This is a genomic window from Nocardia sp. NPDC055029, assembly GCF_053608525.1.
In genome coordinates this window covers 78,968-97,873 of the sequence record NZ_JBSGVQ010000010.1, presented here as the reverse complement: position 1 = coordinate 97,873, position 18,906 = coordinate 78,968, and the positions used below count along the sequence as shown (strand labels likewise).

Annotated in this window: 14 protein-coding genes and 4 tRNA genes; 7 read left to right on the top strand and 11 right to left on the bottom strand. The window is 69.9% G+C overall.

The features are described from left to right. Positions 1-6: 6 nt before the first annotated feature. From ACWF9G_RS12170 to ACWF9G_RS12160, 3 genes are all read right to left on the bottom strand, one after another. Positions 7-1,341, bottom strand: a complete 1,335-nt coding sequence (locus tag ACWF9G_RS12170; RefSeq protein ID WP_452515169.1) for a glycosyltransferase family 87 protein — start codon at positions 1,339-1,341, stop codon at positions 7-9. An 84-nt stretch (positions 1,342-1,425) separates the two neighbouring features. Continuing rightward, positions 1,426-2,979 (bottom strand): alpha/beta hydrolase, encoded by a 1,554-nt coding sequence (locus tag ACWF9G_RS12165; protein ID WP_452515167.1) that lies wholly within the window; start codon positions 2,977-2,979, stop codon positions 1,426-1,428. 32 nt (positions 2,980-3,011) lie between these two features. Then, a complete protein-coding gene (locus ACWF9G_RS12160) occupies positions 3,012-3,773 on the bottom strand; it encodes a pyrimidine reductase family protein (protein ID WP_452515165.1) in 762 nt (253 codons plus the stop codon). Between the two features lie 35 nt (positions 3,774-3,808). On the opposite strand from ACWF9G_RS12160, the gene zapE reads away from it, so the two are divergent. After that, on the top strand, positions 3,809-4,828 hold the full coding sequence (gene zapE / locus ACWF9G_RS12155) for a cell division protein ZapE (RefSeq protein WP_379310175.1): 1,020 nt from the start codon (positions 3,809-3,811) through the stop codon (positions 4,826-4,828). A 61-nt stretch (positions 4,829-4,889) separates the two neighbouring features. Continuing rightward, the gene (locus tag ACWF9G_RS12150) at positions 4,890-5,690 is read left to right on the top strand and encodes a tyrosine-protein phosphatase (RefSeq protein ID WP_452515162.1); all 801 of its coding nucleotides are present in this window, start codon (positions 4,890-4,892) and stop codon (positions 5,688-5,690) included. A gap of 3 nt (positions 5,691-5,693) precedes the next feature. On the opposite strand, the gene ACWF9G_RS12145 is transcribed toward ACWF9G_RS12150, so the two are convergent. Continuing rightward, positions 5,694-6,233 carry a GNAT family N-acetyltransferase gene (locus ACWF9G_RS12145; protein ID WP_452515160.1) on the bottom strand — a complete coding sequence of 180 codons (540 nt, stop codon included), beginning with the start codon at positions 6,231-6,233 and terminating at the stop codon, positions 5,694-5,696. A gap of 71 nt (positions 6,234-6,304) precedes the next feature. On the opposite strand from ACWF9G_RS12145, the gene ACWF9G_RS12140 reads away from it, so the two are divergent. Together ACWF9G_RS12140 and ACWF9G_RS12135 are read left to right on the top strand one after the other, a co-directional pair. Then, positions 6,305-7,807: a flavin-containing monooxygenase gene (locus tag ACWF9G_RS12140; protein WP_452515158.1), complete on the top strand. Its 1,503-nt coding sequence runs from the start codon at positions 6,305-6,307 to the stop codon at positions 7,805-7,807. Between the two features lie 66 nt (positions 7,808-7,873). After that, a complete protein-coding gene (locus ACWF9G_RS12135; protein WP_452515157.1) occupies positions 7,874-8,806 on the top strand; it encodes a LysR family transcriptional regulator in 933 nt (310 codons plus the stop codon). Here the strand turns inward: ACWF9G_RS12135 and ACWF9G_RS12130 are convergent. Further along, positions 8,803-11,661 carry a hypothetical protein gene (locus tag ACWF9G_RS12130; RefSeq protein WP_452515155.1) on the bottom strand — a complete coding sequence of 953 codons (2,859 nt, stop codon included), beginning with the start codon at positions 11,659-11,661 and terminating at the stop codon, positions 8,803-8,805. The two genes, ACWF9G_RS12135 and ACWF9G_RS12130, sit on opposite strands and share 4 nt — an antisense overlap. Positions 11,662-12,045: 384 nt before the next feature. Here ACWF9G_RS12130 and ACWF9G_RS12125 point away from each other — a divergent pair, with 384 nt between their 5' ends. Then, positions 12,046-12,999: a hypothetical protein gene (locus ACWF9G_RS12125; RefSeq protein ID WP_379310181.1), complete on the top strand. Its 954-nt coding sequence runs from the start codon at positions 12,046-12,048 to the stop codon at positions 12,997-12,999. Here ACWF9G_RS12125 and ACWF9G_RS12120 read toward each other — a convergent pair. Then, a complete protein-coding gene (locus tag ACWF9G_RS12120) occupies positions 12,965-14,155 on the bottom strand; it encodes a hypothetical protein (protein WP_452515154.1) in 1,191 nt (396 codons plus the stop codon). The two genes, ACWF9G_RS12125 and ACWF9G_RS12120, sit on opposite strands and share 35 nt — an antisense overlap. 66 nt (positions 14,156-14,221) lie before the next feature. Further along, positions 14,222-15,295: a phospho-N-acetylmuramoyl-pentapeptide-transferase gene (mraY, locus tag ACWF9G_RS12115; RefSeq protein ID WP_379310183.1), complete on the bottom strand. Its 1,074-nt coding sequence runs from the start codon at positions 15,293-15,295 to the stop codon at positions 14,222-14,224. 311 nt (positions 15,296-15,606) lie between these two features. Here mraY and ACWF9G_RS12110 point away from each other — a divergent pair, with 311 nt between their 5' ends. Beyond that, positions 15,607-16,767 (top strand): NAD(P)/FAD-dependent oxidoreductase, encoded by a 1,161-nt coding sequence (locus ACWF9G_RS12110; RefSeq protein ID WP_452515152.1) that lies wholly within the window; start codon positions 15,607-15,609, stop codon positions 16,765-16,767. 69 nt (positions 16,768-16,836) lie between these two features. On the opposite strand, the gene ACWF9G_RS12105 is transcribed toward ACWF9G_RS12110, so the two are convergent. The 3 genes from ACWF9G_RS12105 to ACWF9G_RS12095 all read right to left on the bottom strand — a co-directional run bounded on the left by ACWF9G_RS12105 (position 16,837) and on the right by ACWF9G_RS12095 (position 17,101). Further along, a tRNA-Val gene (locus ACWF9G_RS12105) sits at positions 16,837-16,911 on the bottom strand. Between the two features lies 1 nt (position 16,912). Beyond that, positions 16,913-16,983, bottom strand: a tRNA-Cys gene (locus tag ACWF9G_RS12100). Between the two features lie 46 nt (positions 16,984-17,029). After that, positions 17,030-17,101: transfer RNA gene (locus tag ACWF9G_RS12095), tRNA-Gly, on the bottom strand. A gap of 437 nt (positions 17,102-17,538) precedes the next feature. On the opposite strand from ACWF9G_RS12095, the gene ACWF9G_RS12090 reads away from it, so the two are divergent. Next, positions 17,539-17,610, top strand: a tRNA-Val gene (locus ACWF9G_RS12090). 76 nt (positions 17,611-17,686) lie between these two features. Here the strand turns inward: ACWF9G_RS12090 and ACWF9G_RS12085 are convergent. Further along, the gene (locus ACWF9G_RS12085) at positions 17,687-18,901 is read right to left on the bottom strand and encodes an RNA polymerase sigma factor (RefSeq protein ID WP_452515150.1); all 1,215 of its coding nucleotides are present in this window, start codon (positions 18,899-18,901) and stop codon (positions 17,687-17,689) included. Between the last annotated feature and the right edge of the window lie 5 nt (positions 18,902-18,906).

The following is an 18,906-nucleotide window of genomic DNA, read 5'->3' as shown; positions in this document are numbered from 1 at the left end:
CGACACCTACTTCAGCGCGGGCTCGCGGTCGTCGGCGGGTTCTTCCGGCGATACCGGATCGTCGCGATCAGGCGCGGTGGAGACGCCCACCGGCTTCTCGTCCCCGGCGCCGTCGCGGGAGTCGGGCGCGCTCGCCATCCACGCCGGGTCGATCCCGAACTGCAGCCTGCCCTCGCGACGAGCGGCCAGGTAGCGGTCGCCGAGCACACAGAACACGACCAGGAGCAGCAGACCCCAGCCGAAGGTCACCCGCAGGTACTCGAGGGTGCGCCCGGTGGCCTGCCAGCGGTCCGACAGCCACTTGTCGTAGGTCATGAACCCGAAGATCGCCAGCCAGGCGGGCCAGTTGCGCAGCACCGAATTGCGCAGCACCACCGACATCAGGAACGGGAACAGCATCATCGAGTAGTACATCTGGCCCAGCGAGGGCAGCAGGAAATACGCGGTGAGCAGCACACCGGAGAACGTGGTGACGAAGAACAGCTCGTCGTGACGGTAGTAGCGCCACAGCAGCCACAGCGAGACCGCGACGACACCGCCCATGACCACCTGGATCAGCAGGATCATCCAGTGCGGCAGTCCGAAGTAAAGCCCGTTGCCACCGACAGAACTGTTGAAGTAGTCGCGCGTCTCAGCCAGATATGGCACGACACGGGTGAAGAACTTCTCGGGGTCCGCCGACAGCGGCCAGGCGATCGCCGTCAGTGTCAACGGCACACCGAGCGCGGTGATGAAGACCTTCCACTGGCCGCGAACGGCCGCGACGAGCAGCAACGGCGCCAGCGTCGGTTTCACCGAGATACTCAAACCGAGTGCGACACCGGCCCAGAGATCTCGACGCGCCAGCAGCAGGTGGATGAACACCAGCTCGGCGAGCAGCAGACAGCCGTTGACGTTGGTGAAGACCAACGTGTTGGTCACCGTCTCGGAGGCGAACATCGCCAGCAGCAGCGCGGGCGCGGCGATCGAGCCGAGACCGAACTTGAACAGGCGCAGCAGCAGATACCAGGCGAGCAGAATCGCGACGGCGTTGAGCCCGATGAACAGCCAGCGCGACAGTTCGTATTCGATGATCGCCACCGGCGCGATCAGCAGTGTTCCGCTCGGATAGTAGAGATAGTGCGGGTCGACCGACGAGAAGTCGGCGGTGTACAAAGGCCTGCCGTTGAGGAACTCGAACGAGGCGTTGTAGACCGGACGGTAATCGTCGGTGACGAATCCGTTGATCGCCTTGATGAAGACACGATTCAGCACGGTCATGACCGCGAACGGCCACAGAGCGAACTTGATCACATCCGCGGTCGTGCGCGCGGTACGGGGCTCGAGCTGTCGGAACAACACTGGGGCACGGTACACCGGATCCGGTAGCGATGGTGTCGCCGGACCCGTCGGACGCGCCGCAACCATCTGGTCGTCTGACCGGGATCAGGCGGGGCAGGCGCCGCCGTCGGCGGGCAATTTCGCCTCGGCGAGGTAGTCGGCGACGGCCTTCTGCGCGCACCCGGAGTGGGCGACGACCGGATGTCCCCACCCCTGCCAGGTCATCGTGGCGTGCCGGGCGCCCGCGGCGCCGAGCGCACCGGTCACCGAGGCGGCGGCACCGCCGACGACCGGGTCGGCGGCGCCGGCGAACACCAGCACCGGCAGCTCGAGCTCGGTCGGCAGCGGTGGGGCGGTGGAGACCGGCCAGGCCGAGCAGACCATCAGGTCGATCGCGGCGGTCCGGCCGAAAACCGGATATTTGCTCGCCCATGTTCCGGCGAGCTCGCGCGCCTTGTCCGGCGTCGGCGGCTGCTGGCTGTCGGTGCAGCGGTTGACGAACTCGCCGTCGGAGTTGATCGCCGCGGTTTCGCGGACGACCAGCATGGCCAGCGGTGCGCGATCACCGCGGTCGGCGGCGGCGAGGATGTCGGCCAGCGCGGTCACCCGGCTCGCCTGGTCACCGCGCGGGCTGGACAGGAAGCCGGTGAGCGCGGTCGAGAGGTCGGCGGCCGAGATATCGCCGAGCGCGCCGGTGGTGGCCTTGTTCATCAGCGCGATGACCGTCGCGCGCGGGTCGGGGCCGAGCGCGCAGTTGGCGGCCTTGCAGCGCTGGGCGAAGGCGGTCAGGGCGGCCTCGGCGCCGGTGACGGCGGCTTCGGCCATCGTGGTCGCGTCCGCGCCGACCGGTTCGGGGGCGTCGAGCACGAGCCGGGCCAGATGCTCACCGTAGCGGCGGGCATAACTGAGCGCGACCTTGGCGCCGTTGCCGGTGCCGATCAGATTGATCTTCTCGACCTGCCACTGCTTGCGCAGCTGCTCGATGTCGTCGGCGGCGTGCGGGGCGTCGAAGGTGCCCTCGTAGGGCTGCAGGAAGTCGCGGCAGGCGATGGTCGCGTCCTGGCTGTAGCCGGCGACCGCGCCGACCTGATCGTTGCTGCCGACCCCGAACTGGCCCAGTTCGGTCATCACCGCGCGCAGCTGGGCGGGAATGCAGTCGATGGGCTGGGAGGCGCCGATCCCACGCCGGTCGACGGCGACGATCGGCTGCGCGGCCAGCAACGCGCTGTTCGGGCCGACGGCCAGACCCGCCAGCGTCGAGGCCGACGAGCGGTCGGCGCCGGAGGTGAGCACCAGCGGCGCCGCGTCGGCGGGGGTCTGCGGCAGCCGGGCCCGCAGAGCGCCCGCCCGGAACGTGCCGAGCACGGTGCCCGCGGTGTCGATCGGGGTCGCGAAGTCGGCGCACTCCAGCACCAGGCCTGCCGGAGCCGCGCCGAAATCGAGCGAGCTCAGGGTCGACGCGGTGCAGTCCTTCCAGGCCAGGTCGGTTTTCGGGACCTCGGCCCTGGCGAGATCCGGCACGGCGGGTTCCGCGGTCTGCCCGCCGCCGACGCCGGGGCGCTCGACGGCGACGACGGGCCGATCCGACGGTCCGGCTCCGCAGCCCGCGAGCATGATCGACAGTGTCGCGGCCGTCGCCGCGGCCCGAGTCCAGCGCATGGACTACACACTGCCAGGTTCGGCGCCAGGTTTCATCGACGGGCCCACCGGGCCAGCACGGTGCCGTCCTCGGCGAGCACCAGCTGCTTGCGGCTCATCGGAGTGTCGAAAGTGCTCGCCGACAGCGAGATTCGCCCGCCCGCCCCGCCGACCAGCATCGGCGCGGTGCTCAGGCACAACTCGTCGACCAGATCCGCCTCGGCCAGCTGCCCGAACAGATGCGGGCCGCCCTCGCACAGCACCCGGTGCAGGCCGCGCTCGGCGAGCACCCGTACCAGGGCGGACGGCATGATCGCGGCCTCACCGGCGACCACGACCTGCGCGCCCGCCTGCTCGAGCGCGGCGATCTGGTCGGCGTCGGCGTGGGCGGTGGTGATGATCAACGGCGCGACCTCGGCGTCGGTGAAGAACTTCGACGCCGGATCGAGCCGCGCGCTCGCGGTGACCACCGCGATCGCCGGCGGTGTGCCGTCGGCCGATCCGCCGATGCCGTGCTGGAAGTGCGCGCGCCGCCGATCCGGATCCGGATGCGCGCCGCCGTAGTTCTCCGCGCGCACCGTGCCCGCCCCGATGACGATCACCTCCGCCAGCTCACGCAGCAGCGTGAACACCCGGTGGTCGGCATCGGTGCCGAGCCCCGCGGATACGCCGTCCACCGTGAACGCGCCGTCGATACTGTTGACGAAGTTGGCCCGCACCCAGGGACGCTCCAGGTGCCGGGGATAGGCATAGCACCTGGCCAGTGCGTCGTCGTCGAGGTCTGCGAGCTGGGTCACATTGTGGATACGCTGCATAGGAACCGATGCAACCACGTCCGTACGATTTGTCCATGCAAGAACGCCTCGTCGATCGCCATCCGGAGGTCCCGGCCGACCAGCTCGTCGCGCAGATGGTGCCCCCGCCCATGTTCGACGAGGTCAGCTTCGCCTCCTACATTCCCGATCCCACGGAACCGAGCCAGGCCGCCGCGGTCGCCAAGGCCGAGGAATTCGCCGGTCAGGTCGCCAAGATCCACAAGGCCGGGTCCAAGAAGAGCCTGTTCGGCAAGAAGAAGGCCGTCACCGGCGCGGGCCTGTACCTCGACGGCGGGTTCGGCGTCGGCAAGACCCACCTGCTCGCCTCGATCTTCCACAGCGCGCCCGCGCCCAAGTCGTTCGGCACCTTCGGTGAGCTGACCAACCTGGTCGGCGCGCTGGGCTTCGTCAACGCCGTCGAGCGGCTCTCCGGCAACAGCCTGCTGTGCATCGACGAGTTCGAGCTCGACGATCCGGGCGACACCACCATGGTCTCGCGCCTGCTCACCGAGCTCTCCGCCGCCGGCGTCTCCATCGCGGCCACCTCGAACACGCTGCCGAGCCAGCTCGGCGAGGGTCGTTTCGCCGCCCAGGATTTCCTGCGCGAGATCAAGAAGCTCGGCTCCATCTTCGAGCCGGTGCGCGTCGACGGCCCCGACTACCGCCACCGCGACCTGCCGCCCGCCCCCGAGCCGACCTCGCCCGACATCCTGGCCGAACGGGCCGCCACCACACCGGGTTCCACCCTCGACGACTACGACGCGCTGCTGAAGCACCTGAGCACGCTGCACCCGTCGAAGTACGGCGCGCTCATCAACGGGGTGTCCTCGGTGTTCATCTCCGGCGTGCACCCGGTCACCGATCAGGCCGTCGCCCTGCGCATCGTCGTGCTGGCCGACCGCCTCTACGACGCCAGCATCCCGGTGACCGTCTCGGGCGCCAAGCTCGACGAGATCTTCTCCCAGGAGATGCTCGACGGCGGCTACCGCAAGAAGTACCTGCGCGCGATCTCTCGTCTGCTGGCGCTCTCGCGGTTCGAGGCCGCCGCCGCGTAGGACGCGGGCGCCGGGTACGTTCTGCCGTGACCGTGACCCGGTGTCGTCGAAGGAGTTTCCCGTGACCCGTAGTCGTGCCGCGCGCGCGAGTCTGGCCGCCGCGACCGGAGTGGCGGTGCTGCTCGGTCCGGTCGTCGGCCAGGCCGTCGCCGCGCCGGCGCCCAGCAGTGACACCGGGACGGTCGATCGGCTGATCGGCCTGTCCGGGGTGCAGAACGCCAGGGACGCAGGGGGATACCCCACCGCCGACGGGCACCGGGTCCGCACCGGGCTGGTGTTCCGCTCCGGCGCGCTGGACAAGGCGACCTCCGATGACCTGGCCAGGCTGAGCGCGCTCGGCGTGCGCGTCGTCGACGACCTGCGGACCGGCCACGAGCGCACCCTCGCCGCCGACCGGCTCCCCGCCGGCGCGACCGGCAACGCCTACGACGTGATCGGCCAGGCGCCGCCGCTGGTCCTGGCCGGCGCCCTGTTCGGCGGCGAAGGCATGTACCGCGCGTTCATCACCGCCCCCGGCGCGAACGCGGCGTTCGCCGCGGTACTGCGCGACATCATCGCCGCCGACGGCGCCGGCGTGCTCTATCACTGCAGCGCGGGCAAGGACCGCACCGGCTGGACCTCGGCGGTCCTGCTGACGCTGCTCGGCGTCGACCGGGACACCGTCACCGCCGACTACCTGGCCTCCAACACCTACCGCAACGCCGCGCCTGCCGACCCGCTCAACGGCGTGCAGCAGAGCTGGCTCGACGCCGCCTTCGACCAGGCCACCCAGTCCTACGGCAGCTTCGACGGCTACGTCCGCGACGGTCTCGGCCTGACCGGCACCGAGGTCGCCGCGCTGCGGTCCGCACTGCTCAGCTGAGCCTCACAGCGTCCGCTCGAACACATAGTCGGCGTGCACCTGGGTGCCGACGGTATTGGTCTTGGTGCCCACCCGCACGAATCCGTGCTTGGCGTAGAAGTTCTGCGCGCGCTCGTTGACCTGGTTGACGCCGAGCCACACCGCGGCCGCACCCGACTCGCGTGCCGTGGCGACCGCGGCCTCCATCAGCGCACCGGACACGCCGCTGCCGTGATGACCCGGCAGCACATACAGCTTGCTCAGCTCGATCACCGCGCCGGCGCTGACCTGGGCCGCGACCTCGGGGTCGCTCGGCCTGCCCGCGACGAGCATGGCGTAGCCGACGATCTCGTCGCCCTCGACCGCCTTGAGCACGATCCGGTCCGGGTCCGACAGGTATTCGCCGAACCGTTCGCCCGAGAGCATCTGGTCCAGGAAGATCTCGATGTCGCCCTGGGTGGCCTCCGGGGGACAGGCCAGCGGAAAGGTGGCCGCGGCGACATCACTGAGCTCCTCGGCATCCCAGAGCCCGGCCCGATCGACGACGACGGAACTGTTGGTCATCTTTCCAGTACAGCACGGTTCGGCCCGGCGGCGGTGGCAGGTTGACCGCGGTGCCGAGTACTCTCCTCGCCATGACGAGCGGTAGCCGCATCGGGATCGTCGGTGCGGGAGTTGCGGGTTTGGCCTGCGCGAAAGTGTTGAGTCGGGCGGGATTCCCGGTCGAGGTGTTCGACCGGGCCCCTGATGTCGGAGGTGTGTGGAGCGCCACCCGTCGCTATCCGGGTCTGCGCGCGCAGAACAGCAAATACACGTACCACTTCAGCGATCACCCGATGCCGGAGGACTTTCCCCGCTGGCCCGACGGTCAGCAGATCCAGGCCTACCTCGCCGGGTACGTGCACGAGTTCGGCCTGGCCGAGCACCTGCGCCTCGGCACCGAGGTGATCGCCGCCGACCCGGTCGACAGCGGCTGGCTGCTCGAGGTCCGCGACAGCAACGGCGTGCGACGCACCTCCTGCGATCACCTGATCGTCGCCAACGGCGTGTTCAGCGACCCGGTGATGCCGACGCTGTCCGGCGCGTCGGCGTTCCGCGCCGCGGGCGGACGGCTGTGCCACGTCTCGGAGTTCCACGACCTGGAACAGGTGCGTGACCGCTCCGTGGTGGTCATCGGCTACGGCAAGTCGGCCACCGATGTCGCCGAGGCGATCAGCCACTTCGCCGACGACACCAGCGTGGTCGCGCGCAGGCTCACCTGGAAGATGCCGCGCCGGTTCAGCGCCGGCCTCGACTACGAGCGCATGCTGCTGACCCGGATGGGCGAGGCGCACTTCCGGTCCAGGGAACCGCGCCTGGCCGAGCGTCTGCTCGACCGGCTCAGCCTGCGCGAGGCCAACATGGACCTGGTACAGGAACGGGTGACGCGCAAGCTGCGGCTGCGTGAGCTCGGTCTGCTGCCGGAGGGCACCTTCGAGGACATCGCCACCAGCAGTGCGAGCCTGGCGACCGAGGGATTCGCCGAACAGGTCGAGGCGGGCCGGATCACCGTGCACCGCGATACCGACGTCACCGATCTGATCGGCGGGCAGCACGGGCCCGCGGTGCGCCTGTCCGACGGCACGCTCAAGCTGGCCGAGATCGTCGTGTGCGCCACCGGATACCGCCAGGAGGTGCCGTTCCTGACCCCGTTCGTCCGGCGCAGCCTCACCGACGAGGTCGGCGACTTCCGGCTCTACCGCAACATCCTGCCGGTGGAGATCCCCAACCTGACCTTCGCGGGCTACAACAACTCGAACGTGAGCACCCTCAACGCGGAGGTCGGCGCGCACTGGATCGCCGGACTGCTCACCGGGAAGTTCGTGCCGCCCATGCCCGAGCAGATGAACTCCGAGATCGACGAGCGGCTGTCCTGGTCGCGGGAACGCACCGAGGGCAACCATGCCCACGGCGCGACGGTGATCCCGTTCTCGCTGACCACTATCGACGAAATGCTCGACGATCTGCGCACGCCGCTGCCGTTGACCAGCAGGCTGGCGCAGTGGGTGCGTCCCGTGCGTCCCGCGTCCTACCGCCGGGTCCTGCGCGATCGCCCGCTGGCCGTCCCCGCGGCGCCCGCGCCGATTGCCGAGAGGTAGCCGACACGCCGGAGCGTCGCCGTCGCGACACTTGGCGGCGATCATCGCGTTGGTGATAATCCTGGCGTGGATGCGCTGGATCTGAACCTGCTGCTCGCCCTCGACGCGCTGCTCGACACCAACAGCGTGACCGAGGCGGCCCGGCGTCTACACACCTCCACCTCGGCGATGAGCCGCACCCTCACCCGGTTGCGCGCCGTGCTGGGCGACCCGTTGCTCGTGCGCTCCGGCAGGCAGCTGGTGCCGACACCACGCGCACTGGAGCTGCGCCACGATGTCGCGGACCTTGTCGATCAAGCGCGGTTGCTGCTGACCACCCGCGACGGGAACGGGGCAGGGCGCCATCGGGATTTCGTTGTCCGCGTGGCCGATTCGGTGGTCGCGCGGCTGACCGGTCCGCTGCTGGCCGCGGTCCGTGCCCAGCTACCTGGCGTGACGGTGCGCCTGCTGGCGGCCGACGCGGGCGACGCCGCGGTCGCGCTGCGGGACGGGCGCGTCGACGTCGAGGTCGGCATGATCGGCCAGACCGATCCCGAAACGGTCGTCAAGCGCCTGTTCGCCGACCGCTGGGTCGGCGTCGCCGCCGGAGGCCACCCGTTCGGCGCCGACCGGCCCACCGTCGCCGCCTACGCCTCCGCCCAGCACCTGGAAGTCTCGGCCACCGGCCGGACCCACAGCCCCATCGACGACCGGCTGGCGCTGCACGGGCGCACCCGGCGCGTGCTCGCCACGGTGCCCGACCTGGCCACCGCCCTGTTCACCGTCGGCTCGACCGAACTGGTCTGTCCCGTACCGGAACTCCTGTCCCGGCCCGCGCGCACCGCCCTCGGCCTGACGATGTTCGAAATCCCCCTCCCGCTGCCCGCCCCCGTCGTCGCGATGGCCTGGCACCCGCGCAACACCGCCGACGCGGGCCACCGAGCCCTGCGCGACCTCATCGGGGCCGTCCTGCACGACACACCGAAACCCGACCCGGCGCCCGTGGCGGCACCCGCCTAACCGGCCTCCGGCGTCGGTGGGCCGAACACGTCCCGCCGCCCCGGCGGCAACCCGGCCGACCGCTTCAATTCGTCGAGCATCGCCTGCAACTTGTCGACATGCGCGCGCTCGATATCGAAGGCACGGAAAGTCCCGGTCACCGTGATCCCCGCGGCATCGGTCGCGGTCGGCGGAGCCGGATCGGCGACCACTCGATCGAGCGGACTCGTCACCGGCGCGACATCATCCGAGCCCCCTGGTGCACCGAAGTCGGGCGACGTGCCGCCGTTCAGGGCCGGATCGAAGGACACGGGCCCGTGGCCGTTTGCGGAACCATTCGCGTTCGTCGGTCTGCCGAAATCGGTGGGCGTGCTGTGCGTGAGCTCGCCTCGGCCGTTGGTGGAAGCGCCCAGATTCGGCGGTGTACCGAACTCCGTGGGCGTGTGGTGGGTGAACTCGCCGCGGCCGTTGGTGGATGCGTTGACACCGGCGGGTGCGCCGAGGTCGGGGGAGTTGCCGTGGGGGAGGGCGGAATCGGGGCCCGGGGTCGCGGTGTCGAAACCACTGGTGCCGGTTTCGGCGTGGCTCTTGGGCGCGGAGAGGCGGGCAGGCGGACCTGCGGGAGCGGCCGCTTCGTCGCCGGCCGGGGTGGTGGTGAGGCGCTCGCGGGGCGTGAAGTCGTCGAAGATCGACTCGGTGCGGTGCGGGGAGTCACCACCGGTGAACCCGTTGCGGGCGTTTCCGTTCCGGCTCGGGGGCGGGAGGGTCGCGTCCTCGTCGGTGAATGTCCAGTGGATGCCGTTGGCGGTGGATCCCGAGGTGGGCGTCGGTGTCGCGGTGATCGGCGCGGCGAATCCGTTGACCGGGTAGCCGTTCGTCGCGGACTCGGTGCGATCGCCCGCAGTGAGACCGGCCGACCGTGGGTCGCTCACAGCCCGGGTGGTTTCGCCCCCGGTGGCGTCGATACCGGTGCCGGACAGGGCGTCCGGCGATCCGGGCAGCCCTCCGGCATCCCCGACCGGCGCAGCCGTGTCCTCGGCAGGCCTGCCCACCGGCCGCGCCCGCTCGACCCCGACGCGGTCTCCCACGTCTGCCCGCCCCTCCGATATCGCGTTCATGGCAGCGGTATTCGCCTGATCGGCGGTGCTGCCGGACAGCGACACGTCACCACCACGCACGACATCACCGATCTCCGCGCTGCCCGGAAGCGAGGACGATCGGAGCGTCGCCGAATCGTCGGACCGCGTTCCCGAGGACATGCCGTCATGCCCGAGCGCCGAGATCGACCCGGCACGTTCACCGGAGTCGGCATCCCGCCCCGCCCCGGCCGTCCAGCCGCCCCGGCCGGACCCATTGCCCGACAACCGCTGCGTGACTTGCCATTCGAGAGCCTGGATCACACTGTCATCCGAGAGCGCCGCACCCTGACGTCCGCTCCCCGTGCCCGACTGCGCGGCAACGCTGCCCGGCACGGTGATCTCGGCATCGGCGGATCCCCGTCCACGAGCCGCCGGGTCACTGTCCACCCCTTCGAAGCCGTTCCCCGACAGCGCATTCGACATACCGCCCGCTGCGGTGGAAACAGGTGCGGATCCCTCGCTGCCGGAGGAGAGTCGCACGCCGGTGCCGAGACGTTGTCGGCCGTGGTCGGCCTGCGTCGAGGTGTCACTCTCGGCGGCCGACTCGACACCGATGCCTCGAGATCCCGGCACAGTGCCATCTGCTGCGGCCCGCTGGTGCGGGCCGGCGCTGCCGGACTCCACCGCGGGCAGGCTGCCAGGTTGCGCGGTCGAGAGTGGGTCGGCGTCGGCCTGCATCGTGCCCATGGCCGCGGGCGCACCGGTCGAGGCGGGTAGGCCGACAGCCGATGACGACGGTACATGGGTGGTGCTCGACAACGAGGCGCCGACCGGGCTCGATCCGTGACCGATGGCATGCCCGTTCCGGGTGTACCCGCCTTCTGCGGAGTCCGTACTGGCTACGGCCGACTGTGTGCCGCCGTCGTGTGGCGACACCGCATCGCGGACGGGGGTAGACACCGCGTTGCCGACCTGTGTCGAAGCATGGTTCTGCGGACGTGCCTCGAGCGGCGCGGAGCCGTCGATCGCCGTAACGCCATGCATCGTTCCCGTGCCGTTCGCAGTCTGCGTATTGCGCAGGGGCGCCGCACCGTTCGGCGCCGGGGCGCCGTTCGCCGCTGCGCCGTTCGGTGCGGGGCGGTCCGCTGCCCGCGCACCGTTCACGGCGGCGTCCGCCGATCGTGCTCCATTCAGCCGCTGCGCGCGGTCGATCGGCTGCACGCCGTTCACCGTGCTGTCTGCCGTGAACGGCGACCGCGGTGCACCCTCGGACCCCAGCAGGGCCGCGACCCCCACGACCTCACCGGCCGGCTCGAACGCGGCCGAGGGCCGGGGAACCGGGGCGACGGTGATCGGCCAGGTCGGATCGCCGAGGTGATCGGTGCGGGAGCTGCGGCGTTCCAGCGGGGGACGGGCGGCGTCGACGGCGCGGCCCGGCTCGGCGGGCCCCTCGTCCAGATCGGCGGCCGCGCGCTCGGCGGCTTCCGCGGCCTCGCGGACTTCCCGCCGGCTGCGCGTCCCACGACCTGCCCGCGGCGCCGCCTGCTCGGTTTCGCCGCCGTCGAGTGCGTCCAACCGGGAACTCAGGCGCGAAATGTCCTGTGACGCATGGAACGCCCAGGATTCGAGCCTGCGGATCCTGGTCTGGTCGGGGAGATCCTCGTCGGCGGGGAAGGGCGGGACTTCCTGCTGCACCCGGGCGGCGACGATATCGAGCTTGTCACTGACCTCACGCAGCGCCGCGGCGATACTCGCCAGCATCGACCCGATGGATTCGTCGTGCTCAGCGTGGTTCATGCACACCCTACTTCCCGTGCTCGGCGAGCGTGCCCGCCCCGGCCGCAGCGATCATATCCACCGGCGGCCCCGATCGCGTCCCCGCGATGTCCCGGTGACCGGATCGGCGACGCGCCGAACCGATCGGTAATCAGGATGAAACGGACGGGCAACAGGCCGGGTCTGTGTATCGAAATGATCAAGATCTCGGCGACGTTCTGCGACGTTGGCACAATGAAATAGCTTGATATACAAGCAGAGTCGCTGGTGTGATCTCGATCACCGGGCGGTGACGCACCCGAGCGCGGGTCAAGGGGGCTAGCGGTGTGTCGGCGGCTGCGTCAACCTGGAGACCACGACGTGGGCGCTGGCGCACGTCAGGGTGCCCGGTGAGGGAGTGATGGTGTGAGGACGAAGCAGCGAAGTGACACCCAGGTGGTGTGCGGACGACGGGCGCTGCTCGACGAACTCGGCATCTCCGAGGGCACCCGGCGCGCGGCACCCGAACGGACCGGGTACGGCTGTGGTTGCCCCGAATGCGTGGCGACGCAGTGGAATACCCAGCGACTCGAACACTGGATCTGCGGCAGGCTGACGGCGGCGGGCGCCGACGAGGCCGAGGTGGACGCCCGGATCGGCGACATCCCCGTCGACATCTACTGGCGGCGCGGCGACCGCCGCTGCGTCGTCGAGGTGCACAGCGGTCCGCTCGACATCACCGCGGCCAGGGCGCACCGGAAACGGCTGCAGGCCGCCGGAATCGATGACGTGCTGTGGGTGTGCCCGCAGGGCTACTGGGTGCCGCTGGTCCCCGCCGTCGGCATCGCCGACTTCGCGCCCGCGGCCGCCGACTACCGGATCGACCAGGGCGTCCTCGCCGCGGGCGAGACGGGTTTCGCCGCGCCGACGCGGGCGAGCTGGGAATTGCGTGACTTCCTCGAGGGCTGGGTAACCGGCGAGATGCATTGGGGTCACGCGGATCTGACGACAGGAGGGTGGGCCGAGGTGGGCACCTGGGAACGGCATACCGCGGCGCAGGCCGCCATGATCGAGCATCAGCGCAGGGAGCTGCGTGACCAGCGGGTGGAGCTGGCGGTGTCGCGCCAGACCGTGCGGGACAAGCAGAAGCTGGTCACCCGCCTGCACCACCGGATCGACCGGGCGGGCGTGAACGCCGACGCCGAGGCCATCACCCTGGCCGGGTTGCGCAGCGAACTCGTCGCCCAGCAGCGGATCGCGATGGGCTTGCGGGCGACGATCGGGCGGATGGATCGCACGATCAATCAGTGGCAGTGGCTCACCTGCTGCGCGATGCTGCTGGTGATCACGGTGATGGCGGGCGCGCTGGTGACGCGCTGAGCCGCAGGGGCGTGCGGTCCCATTGCCAGTCGTTGCGCAGCACGAGCCCGGCCAGGTCGAGTAGTTCCAGGCCGGTCTCGGCGCGCACGGCCGCCAGCGCGCGCCGGTCGTAGGGACCTCGCGCCAGATCGGCGGCGATGCGCGCCTCGATCGCCGGGTCGGTCGCCCGCGCGCGCAGCCGGGCGGGGTCGAGGGCGCTACCGGTCCAGGTCAGCCAGCCCCAGCCGTGCTCGTCGGCGTAGGCGCGTCCCAGCTCGCTCTGGATTCTGGTGTGGTGGAAGGCGATCCGGCCCAGCGGGACGACGTCGACGAGCACGATCCGGCCGTCGGTGAGCTGGGCGGCGACCGTCGGGTAGTGCACGTGGTCCTCGCCGCCGAAGCGGTAGGTGAGCGCGGTCGGCTCCTCCTGGAACGCGGTCACCAGCGGGTCCGCGTCGAGGGTCCGCAGCAGGCGCGCCGCCAGGGCGGAGTCGTAGGCGACGTCGCGTCCGACGGTGGCGAGGTAGAACCGGCCGCGTCCGTCGTCGTCACCGTCGGCGACGCGGGCCGACGCGGTCGGCAGGGGAGCGGCGGGGCAGGCGGACCACTCGACGTCGTCGAGCAGTGGCCCCAGCTCGCCTGCCTCGTCGAGCGGCTGCAGTTTGGCCAGGATGCTGGCGGTCTTCTTCTGCCAGCCCAGGATTCGCTGCATCACATACCCGGCGACGCGCTTGGCGTCGGCCTGGTCGTGTCCGGCCAGGCGCAGCTTCAGATACGACCACTCCATCGCGACCAGATCGGTGTCGGTGGCGTAGGTCTCGGCCAGCAGTTCCCGCACCAGGCGCAGATCGCCCGCGTCGCGCGGGTACCGGTGACCGAACACCTCGGCGCAGCGGTGCCCGGAGCGGGCCGTTTCCCGTACGATCTGCCCGATCGCCTTGGCGTAGAGCTGGCGGACCCGGTCGCGGGCCAGGTCGTAGCGGGCGCCGATGCGGGTGAGGGTTTCCGGGCGCTGCCCGCCGATCCCGAGGCGCAGGGCGACGATCCGCGCGTCTCTGGCGGCGCGTTCGGCGTGCTCGGTCAGCAGGTCGGCCACCAGCTCGTCCAGTTCCTCGAGCTCGAAGGAGACATCGGCGGCGATGTCGTGGTCGAGTTCCCGCCCGCTCCCGGCACTCAACTGGGCAACCTCCCGCTCGGCTCGCTGTGTCGGGTCAGCGTAGCGGGGGCCACCGACAGTCTCGGGCTAGAGCGCGGTGATGTATTCGCCGTAGAACAGGCACAGCCCGATCGCCGACGCGATGCCGCCCAGCATCCAGAACCGGATGATCACCGCCGTCTCGGGCCAGTTGTTGAGTTCGAAGTGATGATGGAACGGCGCCATCCGGAACAACCGCGTGTGGGTGGTGCGGAAGACGACGATCTGCAGCAGCACCGACATGATCTCGGCGACGAACAGCGCGCCGAGCACCACCGCCAGCAGTTCCGTGCGGCTGGTGATCGACAGCCCCGCCACCAGACCGCCCAGCCCGAGCGAACCGGTGTCGCCCATGAAGATCTTCGCGGGCGCCGCGTTCCACCACAGGAACCCGATGCAGGCGCCGGCCGCCGCGGCGCTGACCACCGCCAGGTCGAGGGGGTCGCGCACGGTGTAGCAGCCACGGCCGGGACTGAGCTCACACGAGTTCTCGAACTGCCACAGCGTGATCACCACGTACGCGCCGAGGGTCAGGCTCATCGATCCCGCGGCCAGCCCGTCGAGCCCGTCGGTGATGTTGACCGCGTTCGACCAGGCCACCACCAGCAGGCAGATGAACGCGATGAAGATCAGCGAGCCGAAGGCGATGGTATTGATGTCGCGGACATAGGAGAGGTTGTTCCCGGCCGGGGTCAGCCCGGTGGCGCCGGGGAACCGCAGGGCCAGCACCGCGAACACGACCGCGGCGCCGATCTGCCCGAGGTACTTCCCCGCCGCGGTCAACCCGAGATTGCGGTGTTTACGCAGCTTGATCGAGTCGTCGAGGAATCCGACCATCCCCAGCGCCGAAGCCAGCAACAGGACGAGTACGCCGGACGCGCTCGGCCCCGGTGCGTCCCACAGCAACCCGATCAGATGCGACCCGAGGAACCCGGCCCACACCCCCGCCCCGATCGCCAGCCCACCCATCGTCGGTGTGCCACGTTTGGCGTGGTGACTGGCAGGCCCGTCGATCCGGATCTCCTGCCCGAACCCGCGCCGGGCGAACACCCGGATCAGCACGGGGGTGAGGGTGATGGTGACAAACAGGGAGATCCCCGCGGACAACAGGATCTGCCTCAACTGCTCACCCTCCACACCGCCGGTCCGCGCCACCACTGCAGGCCCGGCGACGCCGAGTGCCGATCCTAGGGGAGCACCGACGGAATCCGGGCCATGAGTGACCTGGGTTACATCAGCGCTCAGCGGGAAACGCCGTGACAGACATCGAGCAGCGATCTGCCGACAGCTTCCCTCCGGCTATCCGTGCGCGCACAATGGACAGACAACCCAACCCGTCCGGCGGAGCCGGCTGCGCTGTCTTGTCACAGTGAAATCGTGTGTGCGGCAACTCGATGACCTGCCTGTCTCTCGCGAACGGAGAGGAGTGTGCGATGTCTGTTGCCGGTAACGGCCGAACACCGATGGTGCTGATCCTTGGGGCCGGATTCGGCGGGCTCGAGCTGGCCGCCTGCCTGTCCGAGTCGCTGCCCGGCGAGGTCCGCGTGGTGCTCGTCGACCGTGCGGCCGGGTTTACGTTCGGTTTCTCGAAACTGGACATTCTGTTCCGTGACCGGGCGCCGGAATCCGTCCTCGTCCGCTACGCCGATCTCGCCCTCCCCGGCGTCGAGTTCCGGCAGGAGCAGGTCACCTCGATCGACCCGCAGACCCGTCACGTAGTCACCGACACCGCCGAATACGACCCGGATCTTCTCGTCGTCGCGTTGGGCGCTGATTACGACCCCGCCGCCACCCCCGGGTTCGTCGAGGACGGCTACGAGTACTACTCCATCGAGGGAGCATGCCGTCTCCGTGATCGGCTGGCCCGGTTCGACGGCGGGACCGTCCTGATCTCGGTGCTGAGCGTGCCGTTCAAGTGCCCGCCCGCCCCCTACGAGGGTGCGATGCTGCTGCACGAGTCGCTGACACGGCGCGGCCTCCGCGACCGAACGCACCTGCACATGATCACCCCGATGGACTCACCGATTCCCGTTTCCGCGGCCACCTCTGCCGCACTCGTCGATGCGCTCGCCCGCCGTGGGATCGACTACTCGCCGGGGCTGCGAGTCCGCGCCATCGACCCGGACAATCACGTCGCGGCCACTCGTGCCGGAGACCTGCCGTACGACCTGTTCATCGGCATTCCGGCCCACCGTGTCCCCCCTGTGGTCGAGGCGTCAGGGCTGACGGTCGACGGCGCCGACGGCTGGATCCACGTCGACCCGCGGACGCTGGCCACCCCGTATCCCGGCGTCTACGCGATCGGTGACTGCGCGGATGCGCCGGTTCCACGCGCCGGCGTCTTCGCCGAGGACGCCGCCCGCACGGTCGCGGCGCACATAGCCGCGCAACTGCGGGGAATGCCCGAACCCGGAAAGTATCTCGGCCAGGGCGCATGCCACATCGAATTCGGGGACGGTCTGGTCGGGAAGGTCGACGCCGACTTCCTGTCGGGGCCGACGCCGACCGCGCCGTTCGAGCCACCCTCCGCGGAACTCGCGATCGAGAAAGCCGAGTTCGCCGCTGAGCGGCTTCGGCGCTGGTTCAACCGGTGAAGACCCACCCAGGTGGCAGGATCCAGCGGGAAACGCAAGAAGGCCCCGGTCGAAACCGGGGCCTTCTTGTGGTGCGCGATACTGGGATTGAACCAGTGACCTCTTCCGTGTCAGGGAAGCGCTCTCCCGCTGAGCTAATCGCGCGAGGTGGAGACGGGAATCGAACCCGTGTGCACGGCTTTGCAGGCCGTTGCCTCACCACTCGGCCACTCCACCGCGCAAAGGAGGATGGCGTATTGCTTAGTGCCGAACCTACCTCTCGAGCGGATGACGGGATTTGAACCCGCGACCCTCACCTTGGCAAGGTGATGCGCTACCACTGCGCTACATCCGCATTCACACTTCCGGAGGCAGTCGGCCTGTCGGCTTGGCTGCTCTCCGTGGTGCGAGGAAAACATTAGCCGACGGTCGGCGCAGACTACAAATCGGCTGGTAGATGGGCCTAAATGCGAATTACAGACGTGTTGTTCGGGTGGTCGACGGGGGCGTGTGGACCCCGAAAGGGTCCAGAGCCGTCCGTGCCGGCGACGGCGGAAGGGCTGGTTCTGTTCGGGTGGTGGTGCACCATCGGCATGAAACAACGTAGATATGCGCAATAAACCATGTATGCCTGAATCCCCCCGGCTGACCCACACGCGCACGCGGCGGCCCACGGAACAGCCAAGGAACCCGAAGCGCCCATTCACAAGGCGATTTGGTGTCACCCGGGTCGACCGTGCTAATGTTCCATCTCGTTCGAGAGGCTCTCCGAAGCCCCTCAGCACAGTGTTCGGTCCCATAGCTCAGCGGGAGAGCGTCCGCCTCACACGCGGAAGGTCGCTGGTTCGAAACCAGCTGGGACCACCGGATAAAAGACCCCTTGATCAGGCGTTACGCCCGGTCGAGGGGTCTTTTTCATCGCTTCCGGCGATCTCGGCATTCAGCGTTCGGTCTCGACCTCGGCGAGGCGGCGCGCCAGGAAGCGGCGAGCCTCATCGTTGCCGACCAGCGCCAGCGCGGCCCGGTAGTGCTCGGCAGCCTCGTGCGGGCGGCCCGCACGGCGCAGCAGATCGGCGCGGGTGGCGCTGACCAGGTGCGTGCCGGCCAGGCGCGGGTCCGCCGCGACTTCGTCGACGGCCGCGAGCCCCGCCGGGAAGCCGTGCGCGAAACCGACGGCCACGGCGCGGTTCACGCGGACCACGGGCGACTCGAGATACCCGAGCAGCTCGTCGTAGCCGGCCAGTACCGCGTGCCAATCTGTTTCCGGCCAGCTCGGTGCGCTCGCGTGTGCGGCGGCGATACGTGCCTGCGCCAGATAGGGCCCGGTTCCGTCGGCGGCCGAGTCCAGGCAGGACACACCGGCCGCGATGGCCGCGTGGTCCCACCTCGTGCGGTCCTGGTCCTCCAGGGGCACGAGCTCCCCGTCATCCGAACGCCGCTGCGCGCGCCTGCTGTCCTGTAACAACATCAGCGCAAGCAACGCCCGCGCCTCCGATTCGCCGGGCAGCAGCCCACACACCAGCCTGCCGAGCCGGATCGCCTCGTCACACAATTCGTCACGGACGGCGGACGGACCCGACGTCGCCGAATACCCTTCGGTGAACACCAGATACACGCAGGCCAGCACCACCGGCACCCGGTCGGGCAGCAGGTGCGGTGGCGGCACCCGCAGCGGGATGCCTGCCTGGCGGATCTTCGCCTTGGCTCGGGTGAGTCGTTGCGCGACAGTGTGTTCCGGTTGCAGGAACAGGCGCGCGATCTCGGCGGTGCGCAGGCCGCATACCAGGCGCAGCGTCAACGCCACCTGGGACGGCGGTGACAGTGCTGGATGGCAGCAGGTGAAGATCATCCGCAACTGGTCGTCGGTCACCGGGGACACCTCGGCCTCCTCGACCGGTGGGCGCAGCAGCGCCGCGCCGTGTTCCTTGTCCGCCCTCGCCGATTCCCGCCGCAGCCGGTCGAGGGCGCGATGGCGGGCGGCGGTGGTGATCCACGCGCCCGGGCTGGCGGGCCACCCGCGTTCGGGCCAGGTGCGCACCGCGTCGGCGAACGCCTCTTGCACCGCGTCCTCGGCGAGTCCGATATCCCCGGTCAGCGCGGCCACCGTCGCCACGGCCCGCCCGAACTCCGCGCGGTAGACCGCGTCGATCGTCACGGGCG

What these genes read in the sequence shown, in the direction of transcription:
- ACWF9G_RS12130 (WP_452515155.1), bottom strand. Translation starts at nt 11,661, where the DNA reads ATGAACCACGCTGAGCACGACGAATCCATCGGGTCGATGCTGGCGAGT.
- ACWF9G_RS12140 (WP_452515158.1), top strand. Translation starts at nt 6,305, where the DNA reads ATGACGAGCGGTAGCCGCATCGGGATCGTCGGTGCGGGAGTTGCGGGT.
- zapE (WP_379310175.1), top strand. Translation starts at nt 3,809, where the DNA reads ATGCAAGAACGCCTCGTCGATCGCCATCCGGAGGTCCCGGCCGACCAG.
- ACWF9G_RS12165 (WP_452515167.1), bottom strand. Translation starts at nt 2,979, where the DNA reads ATGCGCTGGACTCGGGCCGCGGCGACGGCCGCGACACTGTCGATCATG.
- ACWF9G_RS12110 (WP_452515152.1), top strand. Translation starts at nt 15,607, where the DNA reads ATGTCTGTTGCCGGTAACGGCCGAACACCGATGGTGCTGATCCTTGGG.
- ACWF9G_RS12160 (WP_452515165.1), bottom strand. Translation starts at nt 3,773, where the DNA reads ATGCAGCGTATCCACAATGTGACCCAGCTCGCAGACCTCGACGACGAC.
- ACWF9G_RS12145 (WP_452515160.1), bottom strand. Translation starts at nt 6,233, where the DNA reads ATGACCAACAGTTCCGTCGTCGTCGATCGGGCCGGGCTCTGGGATGCC.